Source organism: Pedococcus sp. P2_D9, from assembly GCF_056404275.1.
Genome location: NZ_JBFUEI010000008.1, coordinates 150,022 through 173,099, shown reverse-complemented (window position 1 = coordinate 173,099; position 23,078 = coordinate 150,022). Strand labels below are relative to the sequence as shown.

At 69.4% G+C, this 23,078-nt stretch carries 18 protein-coding genes and 1 pseudogene; 9 read left to right on the top strand and 10 right to left on the bottom strand.

Annotated features, from left to right (window positions below):
- The 4 genes and pseudogenes from AC1DXJ_RS14075 to AC1DXJ_RS14060 all read left to right on the top strand — a co-directional run.
- A pseudogene (locus tag AC1DXJ_RS14075) lies at positions 1 to 188 on the top strand (hypothetical protein); the annotation flags it as partial.
- A 521-nt stretch (positions 189 to 709) separates the two neighbouring features.
- Entirely contained in the window at positions 710 to 1,522 is an 813-nt protein-coding gene (locus AC1DXJ_RS14070; RefSeq protein ID WP_477637282.1) for an SH3 domain-containing protein, read from the top strand.
- A gap of 240 nt (positions 1,523 to 1,762) precedes the next feature.
- The gene (locus AC1DXJ_RS14065) at positions 1,763 to 4,195 is read left to right on the top strand and encodes a putative bifunctional diguanylate cyclase/phosphodiesterase (protein ID WP_477637281.1); all 2,433 of its coding nucleotides are present in this window, start codon (positions 1,763 to 1,765) and stop codon (positions 4,193 to 4,195) included.
- Positions 4,196 to 4,310: 115 nt separating this feature from the next.
- A complete protein-coding gene (locus tag AC1DXJ_RS14060) occupies positions 4,311 to 7,757 on the top strand; it encodes a DUF7507 domain-containing protein (RefSeq protein WP_477637280.1) in 3,447 nt (1,148 codons plus the stop codon).
- Between the two features lie 170 nt (positions 7,758 to 7,927).
- Here the strand turns inward: AC1DXJ_RS14060 and AC1DXJ_RS14055 are convergent, their stop codons facing one another.
- The 9 genes from AC1DXJ_RS14055 to AC1DXJ_RS14015 all read right to left on the bottom strand — a co-directional run bounded on the left by AC1DXJ_RS14055 (position 7,928) and on the right by AC1DXJ_RS14015 (position 18,736).
- The gene (locus AC1DXJ_RS14055; RefSeq protein WP_477637279.1) at positions 7,928 to 8,146 is read right to left on the bottom strand and encodes a hypothetical protein; all 219 of its coding nucleotides are present in this window, start codon (positions 8,144 to 8,146) and stop codon (positions 7,928 to 7,930) included.
- Between the two features lie 78 nt (positions 8,147 to 8,224).
- Positions 8,225 to 9,766 (bottom strand): RNA polymerase sigma factor, encoded by a 1,542-nt coding sequence (locus tag AC1DXJ_RS14050; protein WP_477637278.1) that lies wholly within the window; start codon positions 9,764 to 9,766, stop codon positions 8,225 to 8,227.
- A 453-nt stretch (positions 9,767 to 10,219) separates the two neighbouring features.
- Positions 10,220 to 11,107: a lipase family protein gene (locus tag AC1DXJ_RS14045; RefSeq protein ID WP_477637277.1), complete on the bottom strand. Its 888-nt coding sequence runs from the start codon at positions 11,105 to 11,107 to the stop codon at positions 10,220 to 10,222.
- Positions 11,107 to 12,177: a CapA family protein gene (locus tag AC1DXJ_RS14040; protein ID WP_477637276.1), complete on the bottom strand. Its 1,071-nt coding sequence runs from the start codon at positions 12,175 to 12,177 to the stop codon at positions 11,107 to 11,109. The genes AC1DXJ_RS14045 and AC1DXJ_RS14040 overlap by 1 nt, the downstream gene beginning before the upstream one ends.
- A 17-nt stretch (positions 12,178 to 12,194) precedes the next feature.
- Positions 12,195 to 13,892 (bottom strand): ABC transporter transmembrane domain-containing protein, encoded by a 1,698-nt coding sequence (locus AC1DXJ_RS14035; protein ID WP_477637275.1) that lies wholly within the window; start codon positions 13,890 to 13,892, stop codon positions 12,195 to 12,197.
- Between the two features lie 88 nt (positions 13,893 to 13,980).
- Complete coding sequence (locus AC1DXJ_RS14030) at positions 13,981 to 15,231, bottom strand: DUF1611 domain-containing protein (protein ID WP_477615868.1); 1,251 nt, start codon at positions 15,229 to 15,231, stop codon at positions 13,981 to 13,983.
- Between the two features lie 146 nt (positions 15,232 to 15,377).
- Complete coding sequence (locus AC1DXJ_RS14025; protein WP_477637274.1) at positions 15,378 to 16,637, bottom strand: Ig-like domain-containing protein; 1,260 nt, start codon at positions 16,635 to 16,637, stop codon at positions 15,378 to 15,380.
- 381 nt (positions 16,638 to 17,018) lie between these two features.
- Entirely contained in the window at positions 17,019 to 17,987 is a 969-nt protein-coding gene (locus AC1DXJ_RS14020) for an alpha/beta fold hydrolase (protein WP_477637273.1), read from the bottom strand.
- Between the two features lie 413 nt (positions 17,988 to 18,400).
- On the bottom strand, positions 18,401 to 18,736 hold the full coding sequence (locus tag AC1DXJ_RS14015) for a hypothetical protein (RefSeq protein ID WP_477637272.1): 336 nt from the start codon (positions 18,734 to 18,736) through the stop codon (positions 18,401 to 18,403).
- A gap of 330 nt (positions 18,737 to 19,066) precedes the next feature.
- On the opposite strand from AC1DXJ_RS14015, the gene AC1DXJ_RS14010 reads away from it, so the two are divergent.
- Positions 19,067 to 19,348 (top strand): hypothetical protein, encoded by a 282-nt coding sequence (locus AC1DXJ_RS14010; RefSeq protein WP_477637271.1) that lies wholly within the window; start codon positions 19,067 to 19,069, stop codon positions 19,346 to 19,348.
- Positions 19,349 to 19,357: 9 nt separating this feature from the next.
- On the top strand, positions 19,358 to 20,269 hold the full coding sequence (locus AC1DXJ_RS14005; RefSeq protein ID WP_477637270.1) for a PaaX family transcriptional regulator: 912 nt from the start codon (positions 19,358 to 19,360) through the stop codon (positions 20,267 to 20,269).
- Here the strand turns inward: AC1DXJ_RS14005 and AC1DXJ_RS14000 are convergent.
- A complete protein-coding gene (locus AC1DXJ_RS14000; RefSeq protein WP_477637269.1) occupies positions 20,266 to 20,685 on the bottom strand; it encodes a RidA family protein in 420 nt (139 codons plus the stop codon). The two genes, AC1DXJ_RS14005 and AC1DXJ_RS14000, sit on opposite strands and share 4 nt — an antisense overlap.
- A gap of 108 nt (positions 20,686 to 20,793) precedes the next feature.
- Between AC1DXJ_RS14000 and AC1DXJ_RS13995 the strand changes: the two genes are divergently transcribed.
- The 3 genes from AC1DXJ_RS13995 to AC1DXJ_RS13985 are packed head-to-tail and all read left to right on the top strand — an operon-like array spanning position 20,794 to position 23,052.
- The gene (locus tag AC1DXJ_RS13995) at positions 20,794 to 21,666 is read left to right on the top strand and encodes a fumarylacetoacetate hydrolase family protein (RefSeq protein WP_477637268.1); all 873 of its coding nucleotides are present in this window, start codon (positions 20,794 to 20,796) and stop codon (positions 21,664 to 21,666) included.
- Complete coding sequence (locus AC1DXJ_RS13990; protein ID WP_477637267.1) at positions 21,656 to 22,132, top strand: cupin domain-containing protein; 477 nt, start codon at positions 21,656 to 21,658, stop codon at positions 22,130 to 22,132. The genes AC1DXJ_RS13995 and AC1DXJ_RS13990 overlap by 11 nt, the downstream gene beginning before the upstream one ends.
- Positions 22,129 to 23,052: an acyl-CoA thioesterase gene (locus AC1DXJ_RS13985; RefSeq protein WP_477637266.1), complete on the top strand. Its 924-nt coding sequence runs from the start codon at positions 22,129 to 22,131 to the stop codon at positions 23,050 to 23,052. The genes AC1DXJ_RS13990 and AC1DXJ_RS13985 overlap by 4 nt, the downstream gene beginning before the upstream one ends.
- The last annotated feature ends 26 nt before the right edge of the window (positions 23,053 to 23,078 follow it).

Below are 23,078 nucleotides of genomic sequence, written 5' to 3'. Positions count from 1 at the left end.
CCTGGCAACAGGTCTCCGTCGGACGCCACCGGGCCGGTGAACGCTGCGACGTCCACGTCGGCCCCGACACCCTCCAGTTCTGGATCGGCAACGAGCTGCTGCGCACCGTGCGACGCGACAGCACCGGCCCCGTCCGCAACAAACGACCCTTGGGAGGTGCACTGACCAAGACCCGCAGGACAAACTGACGTAAGGAGTGTCAAGGATCAACCGACGTAAAACCGTCAACCATCAGCCGAATGCCTACATCGGCTCCCTGATCTGTCCGACTTCGCCTGACGCTTGACGTCGGTTGGCCCGCGGGTGATTCCGTCCGGAGCCTGATCGCTCGCGTCGGGTGAAGCGCCGCTGCGACCGCGGGAACTGAGCTCCTTCCAGGCGCCCGAGAGGTCGGCGTCCGGCCCTGTCGTCGTAATGCCCAATCGGCCGAATCGGTCAACATGGGGACGGCGCCAAATCAATCTTCGGTCGCGTGAGAGGGAATTCTTCTCGTGTTCGCTCATGCGTTTGGAAACGTGCGGCGCTGTCATTGACAGGCAGTTCTCGAGAATCTCTCCCCAAGGGAAATCGCCATTATCGGCGGAGGTGACTTCGGATGCTTTTCGCACGACAAACAAGGGAAGTCCTGACCGGTGCACGCCATTCGCGGCGGCACCCATCCCCGGGCCGTCAGACACAGCGGTCCCACCCGTCAGCCTGCGGAGCCGCCGTGGGCGCTTTCGCCCTGGCACTTGCACTGGCAGCGCCCGCGGCAACGGGCGAGCCGACCCGCGTCGGCCCGTCGCTGTCGACCGCCCCACCGTCCGCCGCGACGAGGGCGGTGGCCGCACCGGACTGGCCACCCGTGACCAGCCCGCTGGCCGGACCCCGACTCGGGGACCACGCCATGGCTTTGACGTATGCCGCGGCGCAACCCGCTGCGACCGTGCGGCAGGTGTGCGTGAACAGGGMAAACGTGCGCTCCGGCCCGGGCACGGCATACCCGGTCGTCGGCACGCTCGGCCGCGGCGCCAGCGTGAAGGGGCCGGTGGCCAAGGGCTGGCTCAAGCTCCGCAACGGGCAGTGGGTCTCGACCACCGTCACCTGCGCCACCCGTGCCGGTGCCACTCCGAAGGCCGCGGCCAAGGCAGGGTCTGCGCAGTCCTTCCAGGCCTGGGCGCGGGCTCTGGACCCAGCGGGAAGCGCGACGTGGAAGATCGACTACTCCCGCGCCCACACCCAGGGCCCCGTACGCGGCCTGACGGTGTTCCACAGCTGGGGACAAAGCCGCTCGACGGTCTACATCCAGCCCGGCATGAGCTGGGCCAAGACAAGAATGGTCATGGCGCACGAGGCAATTCACGTCAGGCAGATCCGCTATGGCGGCTTCCGTCATTCCCTCAATGTGTTCGGTTCCATTCCCGGAATGGAGCGCGCGGCCGACTGCGGCGCAAGTCTCACGCTGAGGTACGTGGTCCGCGGCGGCTGCTCCTCGGCGCTCACGGCGCCGGTCCGCAAGCTTCTCTCCGGGCGGGCCGCCTAGGGCAGTTCCCTCGCCTCGACGGCCACGGCAGTGAAGGGGCCCCGCGCGATCCGTAAGGGGACGGATCCACGCGGGGCCCCGGCCGGCGTTCCCGCCGGCCGGTCAGTCATCAGGGGGTGACCGACCACCACCAAGACGCCTCGCCGGCACGGGGTCTTACGCACGAAGAAAGGTGGGCCATGGCGTAATGAGTGGCCTTCGAAGTCGTCTCATCAGCGACGGTTCCCACAGGCGAGCCGCATGTCGTGGTCGACGGCGCGGGGATGGCGGCCCGAGCCGGACCAGCCAGACCGGAGGAAGTACACCTCGATGCTCGCGATCGACGCACACGGGACGACCGTGATGGCCCCAGGGGCCGGGCTCCCCGGCCGTGCCGCGGAGCTGAAGGACGAGCTGTTTCGTCGTCAGGTCTTTGCGCACATGCGTCTGGCCCCCAGGGCCAACGTCGCGAATGCGATGAGCGTGTTGGTCCTGTGGCTGTATGTCATCGCGCCCCAGCACCCCGCGTTCGGCGCGGTGTGGGTGCCCCTGGCCCTCTTGGCGGCGGGCGTCCGCTCGACGGTGTGGTGGATCAGCGAACGCAACGGGACCGCCCCTCGGGACCTGGCCGGAAGCCAAAGGGTCTTTCGCATCACCGCCCTCGAGATCTCGGTCCAGGGCGTCCTCAACACCAGCTTGGCGTTCTACGTGCTCCCGAATGTCGACCCGGGGCGTCAGGTCGTGCTCGTGGCCACAGTCGCCGGGATCATGGGTGCGGGTGCCGTGGTGCTTTCGCCGCTCAGGCCCATCGGCATTCTCTGGGTCGCCATCCACATGGCCGGATTCGCTCCGGCCTTCTTCCTCATGGAGCAGACCGCCTACTACGTCATGACGCTGCAGGTGCTCGTCTACGGGGGAGTCCTGATCGTCGGAGTCATGTACCTGTCGAACTCCTTCGAGCGACGATCGGTCGCTGAGTTCACTGCTCGGCAGGCTCAGCAGGATGTCGAGCTCCTGCTCGACGACTTCGAGGACGGAGCGCGCGACTGGCTCTGGGAGACCTCACCGCTGGGGGACTTCACGCGCACCTCCGATCGGATGTCCGAGGTGTCGGGAGTCTCGACGGACGAACTTCGACAGCTGACGCTGACCCAGCTCCTGGGGCGACTGGCGAACGACTCCTGGGACGGTGGCGAGGCCATTCAGGAGCTGGGCGACGCCATGGCTCGGGGGGAGGCCATCCGTGACCACGTCATCGCCGTGGTGGTGCAGGGAAAGGAGAGGTGGTGGTCCCTGTCGGCCAAGCCGATGACCACGCGCAACGGACCCATCACCGGCTGGCGGGGGGTGGGAGTCGACATCACGGACGAGTTCATGCACCGGCAGGAGATGGTCCGACTGGCAGAGACCGACCCCCTGACCGCCCTCGCCAACCGGCGCAGGTTCAACGAGAGACTCCAGTCGAGCCTCGCCGGGCGGGAACGGCCTGGTCCCAGCCACCTGGCGATCTTCGACCTCGACAACTTCAAGTCCGTCAACGACACCTTGGGTCACGGGGTGGGCGACGAGCTCCTGCAGCAGGTCGCCACTCGCATGCTGGCCCACAGCAACGGTGACTTCGTCGCTCGACTCGGGGGTGACGAGTTCGCCGTCATCGCCCAGCCCGAATCGCCTCCGGACTTCCCGGAGGTGTTGTTCGCCCGATATCAGGCGTCCTTTGCCGAGCCCTTCACGATTCGGGGAAACCGGATCGAGATGAGTGCCAGCGTGGGGTGCACCCACGCGCTCCCGCTGAGCATCAGCGCCGACGAGATGGTGCGGATGGCCGACTTGGCCCTGTACGACGCGAAGGGAGTCGGGCGCGGCCGGATGAGCTCCTTCACCCAGTCGATGAGCGTCCGCGCGCGGGAGCGGGCTTCCCTCCTGGCCGACCTGGCTGGCGCCATCGAGCACGACGAGTTCGTGTTCCACTTCCAGCCTCAGCACGATGTGCGCACAGGCAGGGTGGTGGCGACCGAGGCGCTCCTGCGCTGGCAGCATCCGACGCGCGGTCTCCTCGCGCCCGCGGACTTCCTCGAGCTCGCAGAGGAGTCCGGACTGATCGTGCCCATCGGTCAGGTCATGCTCCGCCACGCCTGCCGGGAGCTGTCGCGACTGGGCCGCGGCGTCCGACTCGCGGTGAACGTGTCAGCGGCCGAGCTGGGCGCTGCGGGGTTCCTGGACCACATAGAGGCCGCCCTCATCGAGTTCGCTGTCCCGCCCCGCCTGCTGGAGCTGGAGGTGACGGAGTCCGCAGCCATCAGCGACCACTCCATCTCGCTGCTGCACGAGCTCCGTCACCTCGGGGTGCGCATCGCGATCGACGACTTCGGGACCGGCTACTCCTCACTCAACAGTCTCCAGCGGATGCCCGTGGACCTGCTCAAGGTGGACCGCGCCTTCGCGGCTGCACTGACCACCAGCGACGCGCGCTCGGGCCAGACCGCTGTGGCGGTCATGAAGGCCGCGGTCGACATAGCAAGCGCGTTGGGAATCAACACCCTCGCGGAGGGAATCGAGCGCCCGGACCAGCTCAGCCAGGTCCGGGCACTTGGGTTCGACCTCGTCCAGGGTTTCTTCCTCGCCTCGCCGACCCCCGCCGTGACCCGCCACCTTTCCGTCGTGGAGGCGCCTCTGGAGGTTGACGAGCGCTGACGCGCAGCCTCTCCCGGACGGGCAGCACGGGGGTCGACCCGCACGCCGCAGGCCCGCCTCTGCCTGGAGCCGGCGTCACAAACGGGCATCGAGGTGGTCCTACTAGCGACATCTCATGACCCGGGGGGAGAAGAGCGTGAAGGCAGTGCCGCATGGAGAGGGACCTGTTGGTGCGAGGACCAGAGGGCGACGGGGGACGGCCTCGGCGGTCCTGCTGAGCCTCCTCGCAGTGATGGGGGCGGCCGGGCTCGCCCTTCCCGCGAACGCCGCACCGGGCAGCCCGGGTGTTCCCCAGGCGGGGACGCTGCTCTACAGCGAGGACTTCTCCGCCGTGGACGCCAGCGCTGCCCCGATTCGCATCGGCGCCTACGTCGGCGGCGCGGCGGCAGACGGCGAGACGTATGCCGCGGACGCGGCCTGGGCGCCGGGGGCCGGCGCCTGCAACGGCTGGGTGATGCGGAAGGGCTCAGGTCTGCCGGCGGACGGGGGCACCCCTGCCGTGACGAACAACGACCAGTGTGGGCGGAACTCTGCCTGGAACATCCTCGGCGACATGGCCGACGCCATGGGTCGCTACCAGGGGATGACGCTCGCGCAGTCCGCCCAGAACCAGATCCTGAGCGAGTACACGAACAGCACCACCGGTGCGCAGGCAGCCGGACTCCAGCTCCAGACCACCAACAACTCCATCCCCGCGATCGCCGGGCACTTCTACGCCGTCTCGGGGATCTTCGCCGAGACCAACTGCTTCAGCAACCACGCCGAAGAGGAGCTGGCGATCCTCATCAACGGGGTCCCGACGGTGGTCGGCACCAACCTGGACCCGTGCACCGACCCCAGCAGGGTGGTCTTCTCGATCAACGCTGCCAACTTCAGTGTGGCCAAGCTGCAGTCCAACGCATTCCGAGTGCCGGTCACCGGGGCGACGCCGACTCTCGGGTTCCGCGTGCGCAACCTGCAGGCCAACGGCAACGGCAACGACGTCGGCTTCGACCTGCCCCAGCTGGTGGACGTCACCCCGCAGCTCGACAAGGCCTTCTCGCCCACGACGATTGCCCAAGGTGGCACCTCGACGTTGACTTTCACGGTCACGAACACCACCGACCTGATGGCCAAGAACGGGTGGTCGTTCAACGACGACCTGCCCGCCGGGCTCTTGGCCTCCGGGCCGGTTGGAGGCACGTGCGACCTGACGTCCAGCAGCGTGACCAGCGGCACCATCAGCGCCACGGGGGACCTCGCGCAGGGTGAGGTCTCGTGCACCATCACCGTGCAGGTCACGAGCAACACCCCCGGTGTCTACAGCAACTCGGGGTGCACGGACCCGACCGGGGCCCCGATCCCGAACTGCACCAACAACATCTCGACCATCGTCGGGCTCTACCCGCCGGGTTCGACACCGCTGACCGTTCTCCCGGAGGTCGACCTCTCGATCACGAAGAGCGCGAATCTGGACTCCTACACACCGGGCCAGCCGATCACCTACACCGTGACGGTCCACAACGACGGCCCGAGCGACGCGGTCGACGCGACGTTCAGCGATCCCATCCCTGCTGCGGTCACCAGCCCCACCTGGACGTGCGCCGTGACCGCGGCGGGAACAGCGACGTTGCCCCCGTCGGGGCCGACCGCCTGTGGGGCCAGCGGCGCCGGTGACATCACGGACACGGTGCGCGTCAACGTCGGTGGCACGATCACCTACACCCTCACGGGCGTCGTCGCCGCCGGAACCACCGGCGAGATCCTCAACACGGCGACCGTCGTGCCTGCGGCGGAGACGACCATCCCCCTCATGCCCGGCGGGGGTCCCGACCACACCCCGGGTTCGACGACGACGGTCCCCACCGTCGATGCGGACTGCGCGCCCGCGCCGGGTGCTGGCTGCTCGGCTGTGGTCACGACGCCGGGCAGCGCGATCGGGGTCGTCAAGTCCGTCACCTCGGTCAGCGATGCCAACAACGACGGCCTGACCGACGCCGGCGACGTCATCCACTACCGGATCGTGGCGACCAACACCGGTCAGTCGACCCTGACGGGGGTCAACGTCACGGACGTGCTCGCGCCGCCTGCCGGGCCCGCCCTGACCCTGGTGTGCAGCCCGGTGACCCCGGCGACGCTGGCGCCGACGGCCGCCATCGTCTGCACCGCTGACTACGTGATCACTGCCCAGGACGCGAAGGCGGGCCACGTCGACAACACCGTCACAGCCACCGGCACACCGCCGGACGGGCCCAACGTCACCGCCACGGACACGGCCACCCAGCCCACTCTCGCGGCCACGCCCGGGTTGACGCTGGTGAAGTCGGCGAAGATCACCAAGGATGCGAACGACGATGCGTTGGCCGGTGTCGGTGACGAGGTCACGTTCTCGTTCACGATCAAGAACACGGGGAACGTGACGATGGACACCGTGGCTGTCAAGGACCAGCTCGTCGCGCCCGCCGGTCCGGAGGTCGCCGTGATCTGCCCGTCGGGCCCGTTGGCTCCGGGGGCGACGATGGTGTGCACCTCGAGCGCGTACCTCGTGACCCAGGCCGACGTGGACAAGGGTTCGGTGGCCAACTCGGCCACGGCCTCGGGCACGCCGCACGGGGGCACGACACCGGTCGTGACGGACCCGTCGGAGACCACGACTCCGACGCCTCCGAGGACGCCCGGGTTGTCGCTGGTCAAGTCCGCCGAGATCACCAAGGACGCGAACGACGACCGCTTGGCCGGCGTGGGCGACGAGATCACCTTCGGGTTCACGATCAGGAACACCGGGAACGTGACCTTGACGAACGTTTCCGTCAAGGACGAGCTCGTTGCCCCAGCCGCTCCTGCGGTATCGGTGACGTGCCCGTCGGCGGCCCTGCTTCCAGGCGCCACGATGGTGTGCACCTCCAGCGCGTACCTCGTGACCCAGGCCGACGTGGACAAGGGCTCGGTGGCCAACATCGCCACGGCGTCGGGCACTCCTCCGCGGACGACGACGCCTGTGGTCTCAGACCCATCAGCGACCGCCACCCCGACACCCGAGGCGGCCCCCGGGCTGGTGATGGTCAAGTCGGCGAAGATCACCAAGGACGCCAACGACGACGGGCTGGCCGCTGTCGGTGACGAGATCGTGTACTCCTTCCACGTCGACAACACCGGCAACATCACGCTGAAGGCCGTTGAGGTGGACGACCGCAGGCTCGCCGACCTCGGCATCTCTGTGACGTGCCCGTCCACGACCCTGGCGCCGGGCGAAGCGATGGACTGCACCTCGAGCGTTTACGTCGTGACCCAGGCCGACGTCGACGCGGGGCGTGTCCGCAACGTGGCGACGGCCGACGGGGAGACCCCGCCACCACCTGGGAGCCAGACGCCGGGCACGGTGACGTCCCCGCCATCGACGGTCGACGTTCTCACGTGGACCGAGGATGACCTGCCGCCGTTCCTCGGGTTCACCGACCCCCCGGTGCTCGCGTTCACCGGTTCGAACGCCATCCCCCTGGTGGCCGCTGGGGTCCTGCTCCTGATGACGGGACTCGGGCTGGTGATGGTGGCGCGTCGGCGACGGGGGTCGCAGAGTGCCTGACCTGGGCGCGGTCACCACCCGCGGCGACGAGTAGGCGCGCACGGCGGGCGGGAGAAACACCCGCCCGCCGTCGTGCTGCCTGCTGGGACCTCTGCCCCCCGGGACCTCTGCCCCCCGGGACCTCTGCCCCCGGGACCTCTGCCCCCGGGACCCCTGCCCCCTGGGACCTCTCACCCGGCTCCAGTAACCAGCGTGTTGCCGTACTGGCCGTTCTCCTGCACGAGGTGGAGCGACGCGGCATACACCTCCACCAGCGCCTCGAGCAGGCAGCAGGGATCCAGGAGGTAGGAGCGATTGAACTCGTGGTTGAGGAAGCTGACCCGATCGACGGCCTGCACGAGCTCGTCGAGCACTAGCGACGAAACCGAGATCCGTTCCGGAATATCCATGACGAGCTCCTTCGTGGGACGCGCGGGTTCACGTCTGGGGCGATGACCACGACGCGAGGGACGGGCCGGGCGGCGGTTTTACGGGGGCCATGTGGCCTCGATCGACCCCTGGGCGGGCGAACCATTGCCGTAGGTCCCCTCAACGGTCGCGCGGACCAGCCCGCGTGCCGCCGCAGTCCAGGTCGTGTGGATGGTGCCCGACCACGTCACGTCCTGGGCGTTGGCGGCGGCGCACCGGATGCTCGTCTGGCTCTGGGTGCAAGAGGTCCAGTCGCCCGTGGCGTGCGTCAAGGTGACACCCGTGGGCACCTCCAGGACGAGTGTGGGCGGGCCGACGACGCCCTCGACGGAGGCTCTGATGGTGGTGGCCGTGTCGGTTCGGGCGCCCCCGATCGCCAGGTCGACGGCCATCGGACTCGTCCGGGCCGCAGGGGTGGTGGGGGCAGGACTCGTCGGGTTCACGACGGAGGTGGGCCGGGGGCGGGGGCGGGGGCGGGGGACGGTCGGCCGTGGCGGCGCGCTCGTGCGGGGTGGAGTCGTGACCGGGGTGGCGGGTCGCTTCGGCCGCTGGGTCACGGTCGGTACGGGGGTCGGGGCGGGTTGGGTGCTCGGGCTGGTCGGGGTGCTCGCCGACGGCTGGGTTGCGCGGGGGACCGCCGCTGAGGCCGGTGGCGTGGGCAGTCCGTCCGGCCGCACGGCCAGGATGATCGCGATGACGACACCAACCGCGGCGGGCCCCATGAACCAGCGGGCTCGGGGACGTGCGGTGGAAGGGGAAAGGGCCGTTGGGGGCCACCCCGTTGCCCCGGCGCCAGCACCCAGGCCGCCAGCGATCATCGAGGAGGGAAACAGGCCCAGGATGGCGGGCCCGAGCACACCCGCCAGGTTGCGGTCGACTGCTCTGAGCTCCTCCATGCGCCTCGTACAGCCGAGGCAGGTGGCCACGTGGCTCACCAGCGCGTCCGGTGCTCCGGCCTCGGACACCGTCAGGTCGGCGAGGCCGTCGACAAAGGGCTTGCACCCGGCATCCACCCCTCGGTCCGAGAGGTGCGCGCGAAGGTACGCCAGTCGAAACCCGCGCCGAGCTCGCTTGGCCAGGGCGGCCACGCCGTTGGGGGAGAGCTCCATGGCGCGGCCGACCTCGATGTTGCTGTCCTTGTCGACAGCCGTCCGCCACAGCACGATCTGCCACCGCTTGGGCAGATCCGCGAACGCGAGGCGCACCAGCTCGAGCTCGGACATGTGGACTGTGGTGTCCGGGGTGGCACGGTCGAACACGGCCACATCGTCGGTGATGACATCACCGGACGAGGGCCGTCGAGCTCGGCTCGCGGCCAGGTTGCGCACAGAGGTCACCAGATAGGCGCGCACGGAGGTGGTGGGCCCGGCGCCCGAGGCAAGAGCCGACAGCATTCCCGCGAACGCGTCGGAGGCAATCTCCTCGGCGTCCCGCGGTTGCCGGGTGACCCGTCGTGCGGCCAGCAGCACCGAGGGGTAGTGCCGGGTCCAGAGCTGGACGGCCGCTTCCTGATCGCCTTGGCGAGCGCGCTCGACCAGGTCCACGTCTGGCTCGACGGTGCCTGCCGCATCGACGGGGTCGTCGGGGTCTCCGTCATCCACGGTCTGTGCCTGATTCTGGCTCCGCGACTGCTCCGGCTGGCTCTCGCAGCTCTTCGGGCTCGGCTGGGTACAGTGCCGCGACGCGAAAACGGACCTCCCCGGTGCCCCCGGCTGCCAGGTCGGCTCGATGCTCTGCCTCCGCCACCGTGAGTGCTGCCAGGGCACTGGGGTAGGGGCCTGAGTAGCTGGCCGGCGGACACCCCGGGACCATCGCTATGACGACATGGGGCATGTCGATCTCAGCGACCTCCATGGAGTACATGATCCGAGCCACGAGCTCCATGTCTCCAGGTCCCTGGCGAAATACCGATTCGCTCACCGCTGAACCTTTCCTACCGGGCACACGACTCCTCCTAGGACTGTGACGTCTGAAAGGCCAATTGGTGACGCGGGAAGCGTGGAACCCCGTTGTGGGTGGTTGCATCGCCCAGCCGAACCATGCGCACCGACGCGCTAGCGCGCGAAGACGGCGGCGGCCTCCGCGGACATTGGCGCGTGGTCGTGCGCGACCCCGGGGACGACGCGCAGCGTCCACCGAAACGGTGTTCCACGGCTGCGCGCCTGTTCGCCCCCCACCCGGTAGAACTCCTCGCCACGCTCGATCCGCGTCTGACCCTGCCGAGAGGCTCCTGCGTCCTGTCGGAGGTTCTCGTCCTCGACGTCCTCGCTGCCCAGCAGCACGGTGAGGTCACGGGAGAACAGGGCGTCGAGGTCCACTGGTGCCGGCGCGTGGTCCAGGCCGTAGGGAAAGTCGACGTCGGGATCAGGAGCCGTGTACCAGCCGGCGTTCGCTGCGACCGCCCGCCGGACACGGGCCTTCGGTTCGAACTCCAGGTACCGGTGGACGAACTGAGCGCCTGCAGAATGGCCGAACAGGTCGAAGGTGGGGTCCCGCACACCGGTCAGGGCTCGCACCTGGTCCACCAGGGGTTCGATGTAGGCAAAGGACCAGTCCTGCGCGGGCCGTGCGTCTCCGGACTCGTCCACCGTGCCCCCAAGGTTGTAGCCCGCGGCCCCCGGAAACGCCGCTTGGTCGAACTGTGGCGCGACCACCACCCATGGGCGGTCCTTCACCAGCGACGTCCACGAGTCGCGGTAGTCGCGCGCGTTCCTGTTCGTTCCGTGCATCACGACGACCACTCGTCCGGTCGCCAGGTCACCCGAGCCGACTGCATAGAAGACCCTGATCGGTGCCGCACCGGCGGGGGCGAACTCGAACGAGCCAGTTCCCGTGAGGCCGGCCCCCTGGACGCCCGCCGCATGGTCGACGGCCTGGCTGCAGGCCGTGGCGCCCAACGCCGTCATCAGCAGCAACATCCCAGTGAGCTGTAGCTGTCGCATCAGAAGGAGAGGGATGCCCGGTTCTGAATCCAGCTCACCGCCGGACCGAGAATTCGGTGGGCCGCCTCGAGGGGTGCGGCAGGGCAGGCCCGTGTCACGTACCCGTTCAGGAGGTTGTCAGTCTGCACGCAGTCCAGCAGCAGAGTTCCGCGGCCGTTCGCGTCCCAATGAAGATGTGCGACGGCGCCCACCCCGACCTTGCCGTAGCTGGCAAACCTGCCTGGTGCGCCGAAGGTGAGGTTGCCGAGACTGTAGGCGACCGGGATGCCTCGCACGATCTCGATCGGCTGCAGCACGTGGGGACCGGTACCGATCACGGCGTCGTACCCCGCGTCGACGAGCAGCCCGGCCCAGTACCGTTGCTGCGCATTGATGTCCGCGTAGTTGTCGCCCCAGTGGACGAAGGCGACCACCTTCGAGGCTCCTGCGCGCTTCGCCGTGATGACCCCTCGCTCGATGACGTCGGGACTGAAGGGAACCATTCCCGGGGTGGTCGGCGTGCTTCGCTGGGCCGGCCCGAAGTTCTCGCCCAGCGCCACCACCGCAACCGTTTCCTGACCTGACCTGAGGACGAGCGGCCGCATGGCCTCTGCTCGACGGGCGCCGGCGCCGAACGTCGAGAGGCCAGAGGCCGCCGCCGTCCGCTCGGTCTCTGCCAGACCCGCCGCGCCACGATCCATGGCGTGGTTGTTCCCGAGGCCGAGCACGTCCACCCCCGCTCGGCCCAGGGCCGCCGCTCCGGGCAGGCCGACCGCATAGGAGTACTTCGCGCCGGGATTGGCGGGCACGGCCACCGTCGTGATCGGGCCTTCGGCATTGACGATCGTGACGTCCCCGGACATCAGCATCACCCGCACGCCCGCGAGCGGTGCGTCGAAGCCGGCGGTGGCGATCAGGCGTTCTGCGCCATCGCCCAGCATGGTGTCACCCCCGAACGTGAGGTCGATGGAGCCGTCCGTGCCGGCGCTGACCGATCGGGTGACCACGTCGGGCGGGGGTGCCGCCATGCCGGTCAGCTGCCATCCGACCGACCCGAGGCAGAGTGTCGTCGCGGCCCCGAAGCCGGTCATCAGCCGACGGTCGCGCCTCAGGTGTTGACGACGGGCCATCGGTTCCCCCGGGGTGTGCGGCTCGTCCACAGCTCTTCGCGGTAGGTGCTGCTGGCCTTCACCTCGACACATTGCCCGCCGTCCACGACCCAGATCAGATCGGCCTCGGCCAGGTCGTCCGGCTCGTCGGTGCACCAGAGAACGGTTCCCCGATGACGCAGGACCATGGCACGAGCCAGCGTTCGACTGGCCGGGTCGAGGCCCTCGAAAGGCCGGTTCAACAGCAGGATCGGAGGGTTTCCCATCAGCGCCCGGCCGAGGGCGATCAGCTGTCGGTCAGCGGACGGAATGTTCTGTCCGCCCTCGACGAGCCACTCGGCCACCCCCGAACTCCCTATCCGCGGAAGGACCTGGTTGAGTCCGAGCCCGAAGGCGATCCGCTGGACCTCGGCCGCGGAGGCGGCCCCCGCAGCGTAGGTGAGGTTGCGCCTGACCGTGCCGCGCATGAGTGGCAGGTCGGGACTGACCATGCCCACGGCGCGACCGATCGAGCCGGGGTAGGTGGCCACGAGATCCTGGTCGTCGATCGTGACGGTCCCGGCATCGGGGTCCACGAGTCTGGCGATGAGGTCGAGCACCGTGCTTGCACCAGAACCGGCCCCACCCGTGATGGCCACCACGGTCCCGGGTGCCGCTTCGGCGGAGAAGCCCTTGAGGGTGCCCTCCACCGTGACGCCGTCGAAGCGGATGCGGCCTCGGCGCACCTTCAGCGGCGCGAGGAGCTCAGCCTCGATGGCGCGGCTCGAGCTCGCGAGGAAGTCCCCGATCTTCTGGCGCGACACCAGCCCCCGGTGCCAGTAGTCGTGCATCAGTCCGAGGGTCCTGACCGACCTCGTGAGGAAACGCGCGATCAGCACCTCGAGCAGGACCGTGGAAGGAAGAACAGCGCCGTTGCGGGCTTCGACGACGCCGGTGGCCACCACGGCGGCGGTCGCCACCATGCTGGTGCCGGTGGCAATTCCGCGCAGCCGACCCCGCAAGGTGGCCACCCGCCCCAGCGCTCGGTTGAGCGAGTCGTTCTGGCGGGAGAGCCTGGCGTACTCACCGCCCGCACGGCCCGACACCTGCGTCACGGCGAGGGCATTGATCTGCTCCGCGATGTTGCCGATGACCAGCGAGCGTCGCCGCCGCATCGTGCGCGTGGCGGACCGCATCGTCTGACCGCTGTAGAGCGACACCGCGGCACCAAGGCAGAGGACGGCCACGAGGGCGGACGCCATGGCACGGTCCAGGACGAACGCGCCCGTCAGGCCTGCCATCAGCGTGATGACGGCCGACGAGCCCTGAAGCTGGCCACGGCTGAGCCACATGCGCAGCATCGAGAGGTCTCCGGTGAGCCTGAGCAGTAGCCCGCCACGGGCCCGATGCACGAGGTGCGAGGGGAGCATCCGCTGCAGGTGGCCGTACATGTCCATGCGGAGTCGACGGACGACCTCGTAGCCGGCCTTCTCGGTCACGCTGAACTCGATCGCCCGCATGATCCCCAGTGCCGCGCCGAGGGCGGCGAGGGCGAGGCAGCCCAGCAGGGAGTCTCGATACTGGCGTTCAGCGGCGAATCCCACGCCTGTCGGCTCGAGAGCGTCGACGACGTGGGCCAGCAGCAGGATGAAGGTCAGGAGGCAGGCGCCTTGCCCGAGGCCCAGCGCAAGAACGACGACCCTGGCCGCGCGCGACACGCGAAAGGAGGCAGGGGACGTGCGTCTGTCGCCGCCCGGGCGAGGCCCGGGACCGGTCTCTCCCGGAGGAAGTCGCCCATCCACGAGGTCAGCCCGCCTGCGGGATCAGGCGACCGGTGGCGAACGCTTCTCCCCGTAGGGCGTCGCTCGACTGGAAGCCGGCCACGGAGGACGGTGAGGTGGCCGACTCGACGGGGGACGGGTCCATCTGCATCGTCAGGTCGAGCCCGGCGAGCTCGACGGGCCAGGCGGCATCCAGCGTGGGGTCCGGTTCACGAGCCAGACGTGGGTCCAGGCCGAGCGCGGGGATGACCAGCTCGGGAGTCTGGAGCTCGGGGATCCCCCACACGGGAAGGCCGGTCGCCTCCTGGGCCTCTCGGATCGCGAGCGGGGAGCGCGTCAGCATGCCCGACACCGCAGCGACCTCGAAGCCTCGCTCCCGCAGGTGGCTGACGCCGTGCGCGGCGCCCATCGCGTCGGAGGCCGCGAGGACCACGACGTCGAGCAGCTCGTGGACGACCGGCGAGGTCAGCAGCATCCTGTTCTCCTGCTGGAACACCCCGTCAGCGATCTCCACGAAGTTGACGCCGCATCCGGCAAGGGACAGCTGGGACACCAGCTGGGTCATCGCCGATTCGAGGACGGGGATCGGCTGCCGGAAGGTCGAGGCCAGACCCGCGTCCGTGAAGTCGAACATCCGGTGAGCGCCTGCATCCAGCATCACCCAGAAGTCGTTCCCCGAGCCGGTGCCGGTGACCTTGACCGACCCGGGCAACATGCCGACCTTGCTCAGCCCGTGAAGGAGGTAGTGCATGGTCGTGGTCTTGCCGGCGTTCATCGACGTCCCGAGAACGGCAACCGTCCTCGGCCGCACAGGGGGCGGAACCACGTCGGGAAGTCGGAAGTCCCAGACGTTCAGCGGCCTGCCGTACTCGTCGCCGACCAGGCCCAGCGGAATGATGTCCGTGGCACGCCGGACGGCCCTGCTGTGGGAAATCGATTGGGACGCGATCCCCCCGGAGGCCACCAGCTGGACACGGCCCAGGGAGGACGGTACGTGGGACTCGAACTGGTCCGTGGCGTAGCGGTCGGCGTAGGCGACGACCACCGTGTCCCCGACGTGCAGCGCGCTGCGCCGGCCATCGGGCTGTTCGATCCGCCGGTGCTGCCCCAGGCGCTCGACGTGAGCCAGCACGACATCACCGGACCGCGGACGGATCGCGCCTCCGACGAGGGTCTTCATGGCCGAGCGCGGCACCCGGCGCGTTGCGAAGCTCTGCCTGGCTCGCTGGTTGGTCCCCCCTTCCAACGGCCGGACCCACACGTCTTGTCGAGACATGCCCCCACCCTCCAAAGAAATCCCTGCGACGGGCGTCGCTCCGTGGACGCGGTCCCCCCGACGCCCTGCCTTGCCATCAGTTGAACGAGGGCAGGCGCGGATCGGGTCTAGGACCCGATCCGCCCCCCGCTCACGTCGTCTCACTCCTAGCGTGAGCGCCGGCCCGCCGTCATCAGGCCCGTCCCGGCGATGAGCAGGACCAGCGCGCCAGCCACCGCGGCCATGACGTTGACCCCCGTGAACGCCAGGGCGCCTTCGCTCACCTCGAGAGCCCCGCTGGTGGTGACGACAAAGGGAAGCCCTCCGCCGATCGTCCCGTTCTCCTCCCCTCCGCCTCCCGTGCCTCCCGTGCTGACCGTCGAGGTGGGCGTGGAGGCCGGCGGCGTGGTCGTGGTGCTGGTGCTGGAGGTCGAGCTCGTCGGCGGTGCCGTCGTGCTGGTGGTGGACGTGGTGCTCGTCGGCGGTGCGGTCGTGGTGGGCGTGGTGGACGTGGTGCTCGTCGGCGGTGTCGTCGTGGTCGGGGAGGGCGTACCCCCTGAGCCCGTTCCCGAGGCGTCCGTGCGCTTCACGACTGACTCGACGGGCAGGACCGTGCCGTCGAACTTCACCGTTGCGTCGTTCGAGTACACGGACCGTCCCGCATCGGTGACGGTGGCGTTGACCCGCACCTCGGCATACTTGCCGGCGGGCACAGCCGTCCACGTCACGACAAGGCGGTCCGCTCCACAGGTGACCGCAGCCGGGACGGTGGCGTCGTCGTAGGGCTCGGCCAGCCTGCCCTCGGACCCGAGTCGTCCTCCGATGTGGGCAGTCACGGAGGCGCAGTCGAGGCTCAGTCCCGGCCCGGGCGTGTCAGTGATGGTCACGGTGGTGGTGTCAGCGGTCGTTGCCGGGGTCCAGACGACTGATCGCGTCTTCGTCTGCCCGGAGTCGAGCCACCACATGTCCTTGCCGGCATCGTCCCGAGAGCCCACGCAGCTCACGGTGCAGGGCTGGTCGGTACCGACCGGAACCCTGACGACGTCGGACCCCGTCTGGAACTCGAGATCCACCTCACCGCCAGTGCCGGCAGCACTGTAGAGGGTGACGAACGTGCAGGTCCCGTGGATGTCTGTGGGATGCGAGGCGACGTAGTCAGCCAGGGTGAAGACGACGTGGTCGGCGTCGTCGACGGTCGCGGTGGCGACGACCGAGCCGTCGGGGGCGAAGAGGTTGAAGCTCTTCGACCCGAACCAGTTGAGCTGGTCGGGCAGGGTGAGGTCGAAGGTGTCGCCCGGGTCTGATCCGTCAGGGACCGCCCACGTGCAGGCGAAGGTGACTTCGTCGCCCTCGTCGACGTGGGTGGCCCGGGTCGAGATCGAGGTGATCGCTCCCGGGATGTCGTCGGCCCGGGATGGCGGAGCCATGATCAGTAGGGCGGTCAGCCCCAGCAGGACACACGCTCCCACTGTCCCCACGACTCGCTGCCACCGGTTTGTGCCTGTTACCACCATGCGCGAACGCCTCCCCTAGAGCGGCATCGTCGTCGTCCCCCCTGGACTGGCCGGGCGATGCCATCATCAGAAAGGACCGGGGTGTGGCGAAAGGATGACGCGAGCGGGCAGCGGCGGATACGTGACGCCCGCCACTAGCGGGAGGCGTGTGTCAGGAGGCTGCCACCCCGGCCGCCCCTACTCGGTCGGGGTGACAGCGGTCCGCCTACAGAGACGTCGCGCGAGGGAAGTCGTGTCGCCGGACCCGTGTCGCCGGACACGTGCCCCACGGGGGCACGGGTCCGGCGGGGCACGTCAGCGGAAGAGCAGGGCTCGTGCCGGGGCGGAGCGGATCATCGATCGTCCGTGGTGCCCCACTCCGGGCACGACCGAGAGGGAGTGACCGGCAGGGAGCTGCCCGAGCTGGTCGCGCAGGTGGTTGAAGAACACCTGACCACGTTCCAGCCGGTTCCTGCCCTGGGCGTCCGCCTCGCAGCTGACGTCCAGCTCCGAGTCCCGCAGCACGTCCGCACCGCCGAGGAGGAGGGCGACGCGGTGCCCGGCATAGCGGGCGCGCACGTCCCCGGCGGAGCGCATGTAGCCGTTCAGCCCGTCCAGGCCGTACTTCCAGGTGTTGTAGCCGGAACACCCGGCCGCCGGGGCGAGGACGGTCCCGCCAGCCCACCTCTGGGCGGTGAGGTACCCGTAGCTCGAGGGGTTCGCAGGGACGAACCGGTCGATGGGCGCGTCACTGCCCTCGGCGTAGCGCTGGACGAACTGGCCGCCTGCAGAATGCCCGATGATGCGGATGGGAACGCTGCTCCCGAAGGTCTTCCGGACGGCGGCGGTCAGCTGGTCCAGCGCCTCGAAGCTCGAGACCCTGGTGCCGTCCTCGTTGTTGCTGGTGTTTCMCTCGCGCCATCCTGACCCCCAGATCAGCCGACTCTCGTCGTCCGTGTCCGCGTAGGTCGGAAAGTGAGGGGCAACCACGAGGGTCGAACCGAGGACCCCGGCGTCGGAGGCGGACTCCATCGCGTACCGCGCGTAGTCGCAGTAGTTGCCCGAGGTCCCGTGGACCACGATGACGACCCTCGCGATCGTCTTGCTCCTCACGGCCACGGATCCGTTGCCGCAGTAGTCGACAACCTTCGTGCCGACCGGGAACGTGCGACTCGTCGCGGAGGTGGTGCCAGCGGAGGCTTGGCCGGCGGCGGGGGTCGCGGGCGCCAGCAGGCCGGCCACCAACGAGACGGACGCGATGATGCGCCGGGTCCGAGCGGGCACCGGGAGCACCCGCGCGACGGCGGGGCAGGGGGCCTTGCGGTGGTGGGTCCGGCGGCACGAGACCGGCGGCGCAGTGGATCCGCGCGGAGGCGGCTCGGTCCGGCATGCGGTGGAAGGGTGATGGTCAGCCGGGTCGCGCGGGGTCCGTCGTGGTGACCGGATGCGACAGTTCCTGGACAGGTGTGTAGCGATCATGCGAGCGCCTACCTCCATGACAGAGTGGCCTCGGGGCTGGTGCTCCGAGACGACGGTCCCGCAGCCGCCGACCCTCCTCAGGCCCGTCGGAAGGGGGTTGAGGGCGCCGCCGACGGTTCTCGAAAAGCATTGTGCTCGTTGATGTTTCGCTTCTCAGGAGCACCCCTGGGGGGGGTGGGTGGACCGTCACCCTTAAGACCACCTGGCGGGGTCCACGATTACGCAGAGAGTCCGAGGCCCATCTGGTCGGTATCCAGGCCCCGCGTCGGGGACAGCGCCGGCCCGATGTGGGCCATGTTCTGACAGAGAGGGTTCCGGCACGCGTGCGTCAGCACCTGGGCCGCCACGAGGGCATCCACGCCGAATGCCAGGGCGAAACCGAAGCGGTGCGCGATCACCATGCGGTCGTGTGCGATCCAGAACTGTCCGTGCCCACGTCCGGAGACCGCACCGGTCCACGGGTGGCACGCGCCCGGCGCGGCAACGTTCAGCACGCGTTGTCGGTATGCCGCGACGAGGGTGGGAACGCCCATCGACGCGCGCAGCTGGGCCACCGTCACCGGCCTCAACGCCGCGAACTCACCTTCACCCTCCGACCGCCCCACCGACAGCACAGCGCACCACCCATACGACGCATACCCGGTCGAACCGTGACGCCGCCCGGGCTGAACCCGCGCGGGTCAGGCCCTCGTGGTCCTGTCGGCAGGGGTGATGGTCGCCGCGCCCTGCCGACAGGACTACGGGATAGACATTCTGGACGGTCCGAATGTGACGCCGGAGGCCCAGCCGTTGCGCCAACCGTTGACAGAACGCCACAAACCGGATGATGATCGCAAGGCTTCAAGCAGCCGGGGCACCAGTCGTCAGCGCCCAGGAGGCTGCAGGTGAGCGAGCCGATCGAGTCCGTCCGCGTGGGTGATCGGGCCACGACGCCCGTCCATTCCGCGTCCGTGCGTGAGCTCCTCACCGAGCTCGCCGAGCTGGAGGACGCCACCCGCGGCCCCGGGGGTTTCGCGGGTCCGGCCGGGACGGTGCAGCCCACGGACCTGCTCGCGGCCCTGGCTCGCGAGCAGGAGATCATCGACGAGCTGCACGCGCGGTGTCCCGAGACCCAGCTCTCCACGAGTCACCTCGACGTCCAAGGCCGCGCCGCCCGGGCTGACTAGGCTGGCGGGGTGCCTCGTCCGTCCGACACCGCAGTCCGGGGCGAAGCCCCGACGGGTGCGTCGCATGCGGGTGAGCCCCAGGCCGGCACCGGTCGGCAGCTCCAGCAGCTGATCGTCACGATCTGCGCTCTCCACGCCCGGGGTGAGCACGACTCCCTGGCTGTGGCCGAGCTCATCAAGCTCCTCGCCACCCTCGACGTCGACGAGGCCGCTACGCGATCGGCGTTGTCCCGCTTGAAGAAGCGCGGCGTCCTGTTGCCGACCCGCAAGGCTGGCAGCGCGGCATACCGGCTGGATCCGCAGCTCGAGGACGTCTTCGAGGAGGGTGACGAACGCATCTTCGCGCCGCGGCGCGCCCAGCCCGGCGACCGCTGGCTGCTGGCCGCGTTCTCGGTGCCGGAGTCGCAGCGGAACCTGCGCCACCAGCTGCGCCGGGTGCTCGCGGGTCGAGGGTTCGGCATGGTGGCCGCTGGACTGTGGATCGCCCCCGAGTTCGTCCACGCCCACCTGCGCCGCGAGCTCGAGCGCGAGGGGTTGCTGGAGTTCGTGGAGTTCTTCGCGGCCGACCTGCTCGACGACCAGGTCGCGCGGCGCGTGGCCGAGTGGTGGGACCTCGACGCGCTGGGTGCCTTGTATGCCGGGTTCCGGGCCCAGTTCGAACCGGTCCGCGAGCGGTGGGGCACCGCTGCGGACGGGTCGGGTCCCCACGGGTCGGGGCCGGATGACGACGCGCGCGCCTTTGCCGACGACGTGCTGCTGCTGACCGCGTGGCGCCGGCTGCCCTACCTCGACCCCGGCCTCCCGGTGGAGTTCCTGCCACCGGACTGGCAGGGGATCGCAGCGGAGCGGCTCTTCTCGGACCTGCACCAGCGGCTGGCCGGCCCAGCGCGTCGCTACGCAGAGTCGGTCTTAGGCRGCTAGGCCTGAGGGCGGCGCAGCCGGTCGTCGGGGATGACCGCGACGCCGAGGATCTCGATGAGCGCCTCCGGCTGCCACAGGGCGGTGCAGCCGATGCCGGCCATCGCCGGGTAGACGGGGCCGGCCAGCTCGCGCCAGGCGCGGCCGATCTCGCGGCCGTGTGCCTGGTAGTCGGGGATGTCGGTGAGGTAGATCGTCAGGCTGACGAGGTCCTCCGGGAGGCCGCCGGCCTCGCGGAGGGTGGTGAGCACGTTGCCGAACGCCTGGCGGAACTGCTCGACGATGCCGCCCTCGACGATCTGCATGTCCGCGTCGAGCGCCGTCTGGCCGCCCAGGTACAGCGTGTTGCCGCTGAGCGTGCCGTGCGAGTAGCCGCTGGGAGCGGGCAGCGCGGCCGGGTTGATGGCGACGGGGGTCATGGCGCTCCTCGGGTGGTTCCTGGGCGTGGGCAGTTCGACGCCTGCGACTATTGACTATACGTGACGATCGTGAAATTGTCGCTATACAGCGGACGGAAGGGCGCGAGGATGCGACTGGCCACGGTGGCGACGCCGGACGGTGCGACGTGTGCCGCCGTTTCCCACGACACGTCGCCCTCGTGCGGCGACTGGCTCGCGTTGCCTGCCGCCGACCTCTCCGAGCTCCTGGCCCGACCGGACTGGCGCGAGGTGGCCGCGTGCCCGGGCGCAGTGGTCGTCGGTGGGCCTGACGCCGTGCTGCTCACTCCGCTGCCCAGCCCCGCCAAGGTCATCTGCTGCGGGCTCAACTATGGCGACCACATCACCGAGATGGGCCGCGAGCTGCCGGACTTCCCGACGCTGTTCGCCAAGTACGCCGACACCCTGGTCGGTCCCACCGACGTGATCCACGCTCCTGCGGAGGTGGACCTCGACTGGGAGGCCGAGCTCGCCGTCGTCGTCGGCCAACCCTTGCGCCACGCCACCGAGGATCAGGCCCGAGGAGCGATCGCCGGTTACACCGTGGCCAACGACATCTCGGTCCGTGACTGGCAGCGACGCACGCTGCAGTGGTTCCAGGGCAAGGCCTGGGACGCGACGACACCGGTCGGCCCCGTCGTGGTGACCCCGGACGAGGTCGACCCCGAGGCCGGCCTCGAGGTCACCTGCCTGGTCAACGGCGAGACCGTCCAGCGCGGCAACACCAAGACCCTGGTGTTCGGTGCAGCGGCGCTCCTCGCCTACATCTCCGAGTTCACGCTCCTGCGGCCCGGTGACCTCGTGCTCACGGGCACGCCCGGAGGCGTGGGCATGGGCATGAAGCCACCACGGTTCCTCGCCGACGGCGACGTCGTGCGCACGCAGATCGAGGGAATCGGCTTCCTGGACAACACGATTCGACTGACCCGACACCGATCAAGGAGAGACGCCGATGAACTTTGACGACTACGTGCTCGAAGGAGACCCGTCGCCGTGGGCCCAGCCCGATGGTCGCGTCATCCCCATCGTCACCAAGGCGGGTTCCGAGGACCCGTCGACTGCCGACTCCGGCGGCGCCTACCGCGTGTCCGGTGTCAGCATCCAGCACACGCCGGCGCAGCGACTCTGGTACGGCAAGGTCTTCAACAAGCCCGGCTACCGCTCCGTGAACCACCACCACGGCGAGGCCGAGACCGGTGGCTACGTGCTGCAGGGACACGGCCGCATCTACTACGGCGAGGACTTCCGCGAGTACGTCGACATGACCGAGGGGGACTTCGTGTTCGTGCCGCCGTTCATGCACCACGTCGAGTGCAACATGTCGACCAGGCACGACCTGGTCTGGCTGACCACCCGGACTCCCGACAACATCGTCGTCAACCTTGCCGACGTCGACGACTCCATCCTCGAGGGCTTCCGCCGCGCATGAGTGAGCTCGTGACCCCCACCTCGCGGGTGCTGACCGATGCGCTCGCCCTCACCCAGGTCGATGCCGAGGTCTTCGACGAGGCCTACACCGCCACGACGCAGTACTGCCCGTGGCCGAAGGCGTACGGCGGCGACATGGTCGCCCAGGCGACGGTCGCCGCGATCCGGTCGGTCGAGACCGACCGCGGGCTGCACTCGATGCACAGCTACTTCATGCGCCCCGTCGACATCGGCGCGCAGGTGCGTTACGAGGTCGAGCGGCTGCGTGATGGCCGGGGCTACTCCACCCGCCAGGTCCGCGCCTTCCAGGGGGGCAAGGTCGTCTACGTCGCCATGGCCTCCTTCCACGTGCCCGAGGACGGCGGGGAGTATGCCGCGGAGGCGCCGACCGCGGTCCCGGCGCCCGAGGCGCTGCCCAGCTCCGCGGCATACCTCGAGGGGTTCGAGCCGGGCAGTGAGGCGGCGGGGACGATGACCGCGGACTCGCGCGGCTACTGGTCGGGCGGTCGGTCGTTCGACATGCGCCACGTCCCCGGACCGGTCTACGTGCAGGTCGAGGGGGAGCGGGCCCCGCACCAGGCGGTGTGGGTCAAGCCGTTCGACGCGCTGCGCCCGGTCGAGGGCATCGACGACGTCCAGCTGGCCCAGGCGGCGCTCGCCTATGCGTGCGACTACACGATCCTCGAGCCCGTGCTGAGGGTGCTCGGAATGCCTTGGGCGCAAAAGGGTTTGGTCACCGCAAGCCTGGACCACGCGATGTGGTTCCACCGGCCGTTCGCGATGGACGACTGGCTGCTCTACGCCCAGGAGGCGGCCAGTGCCCACGGGGGCCGCGGCCTCGGTCTGGGCCGGTTCTACACCCGATCCGGCGACCACGTCGCCACCGTCGCCCAAGAGGGCATGATCCGCGCAGGTCAGTGATGTCGGAGCGCACGACTGTGAAAGGC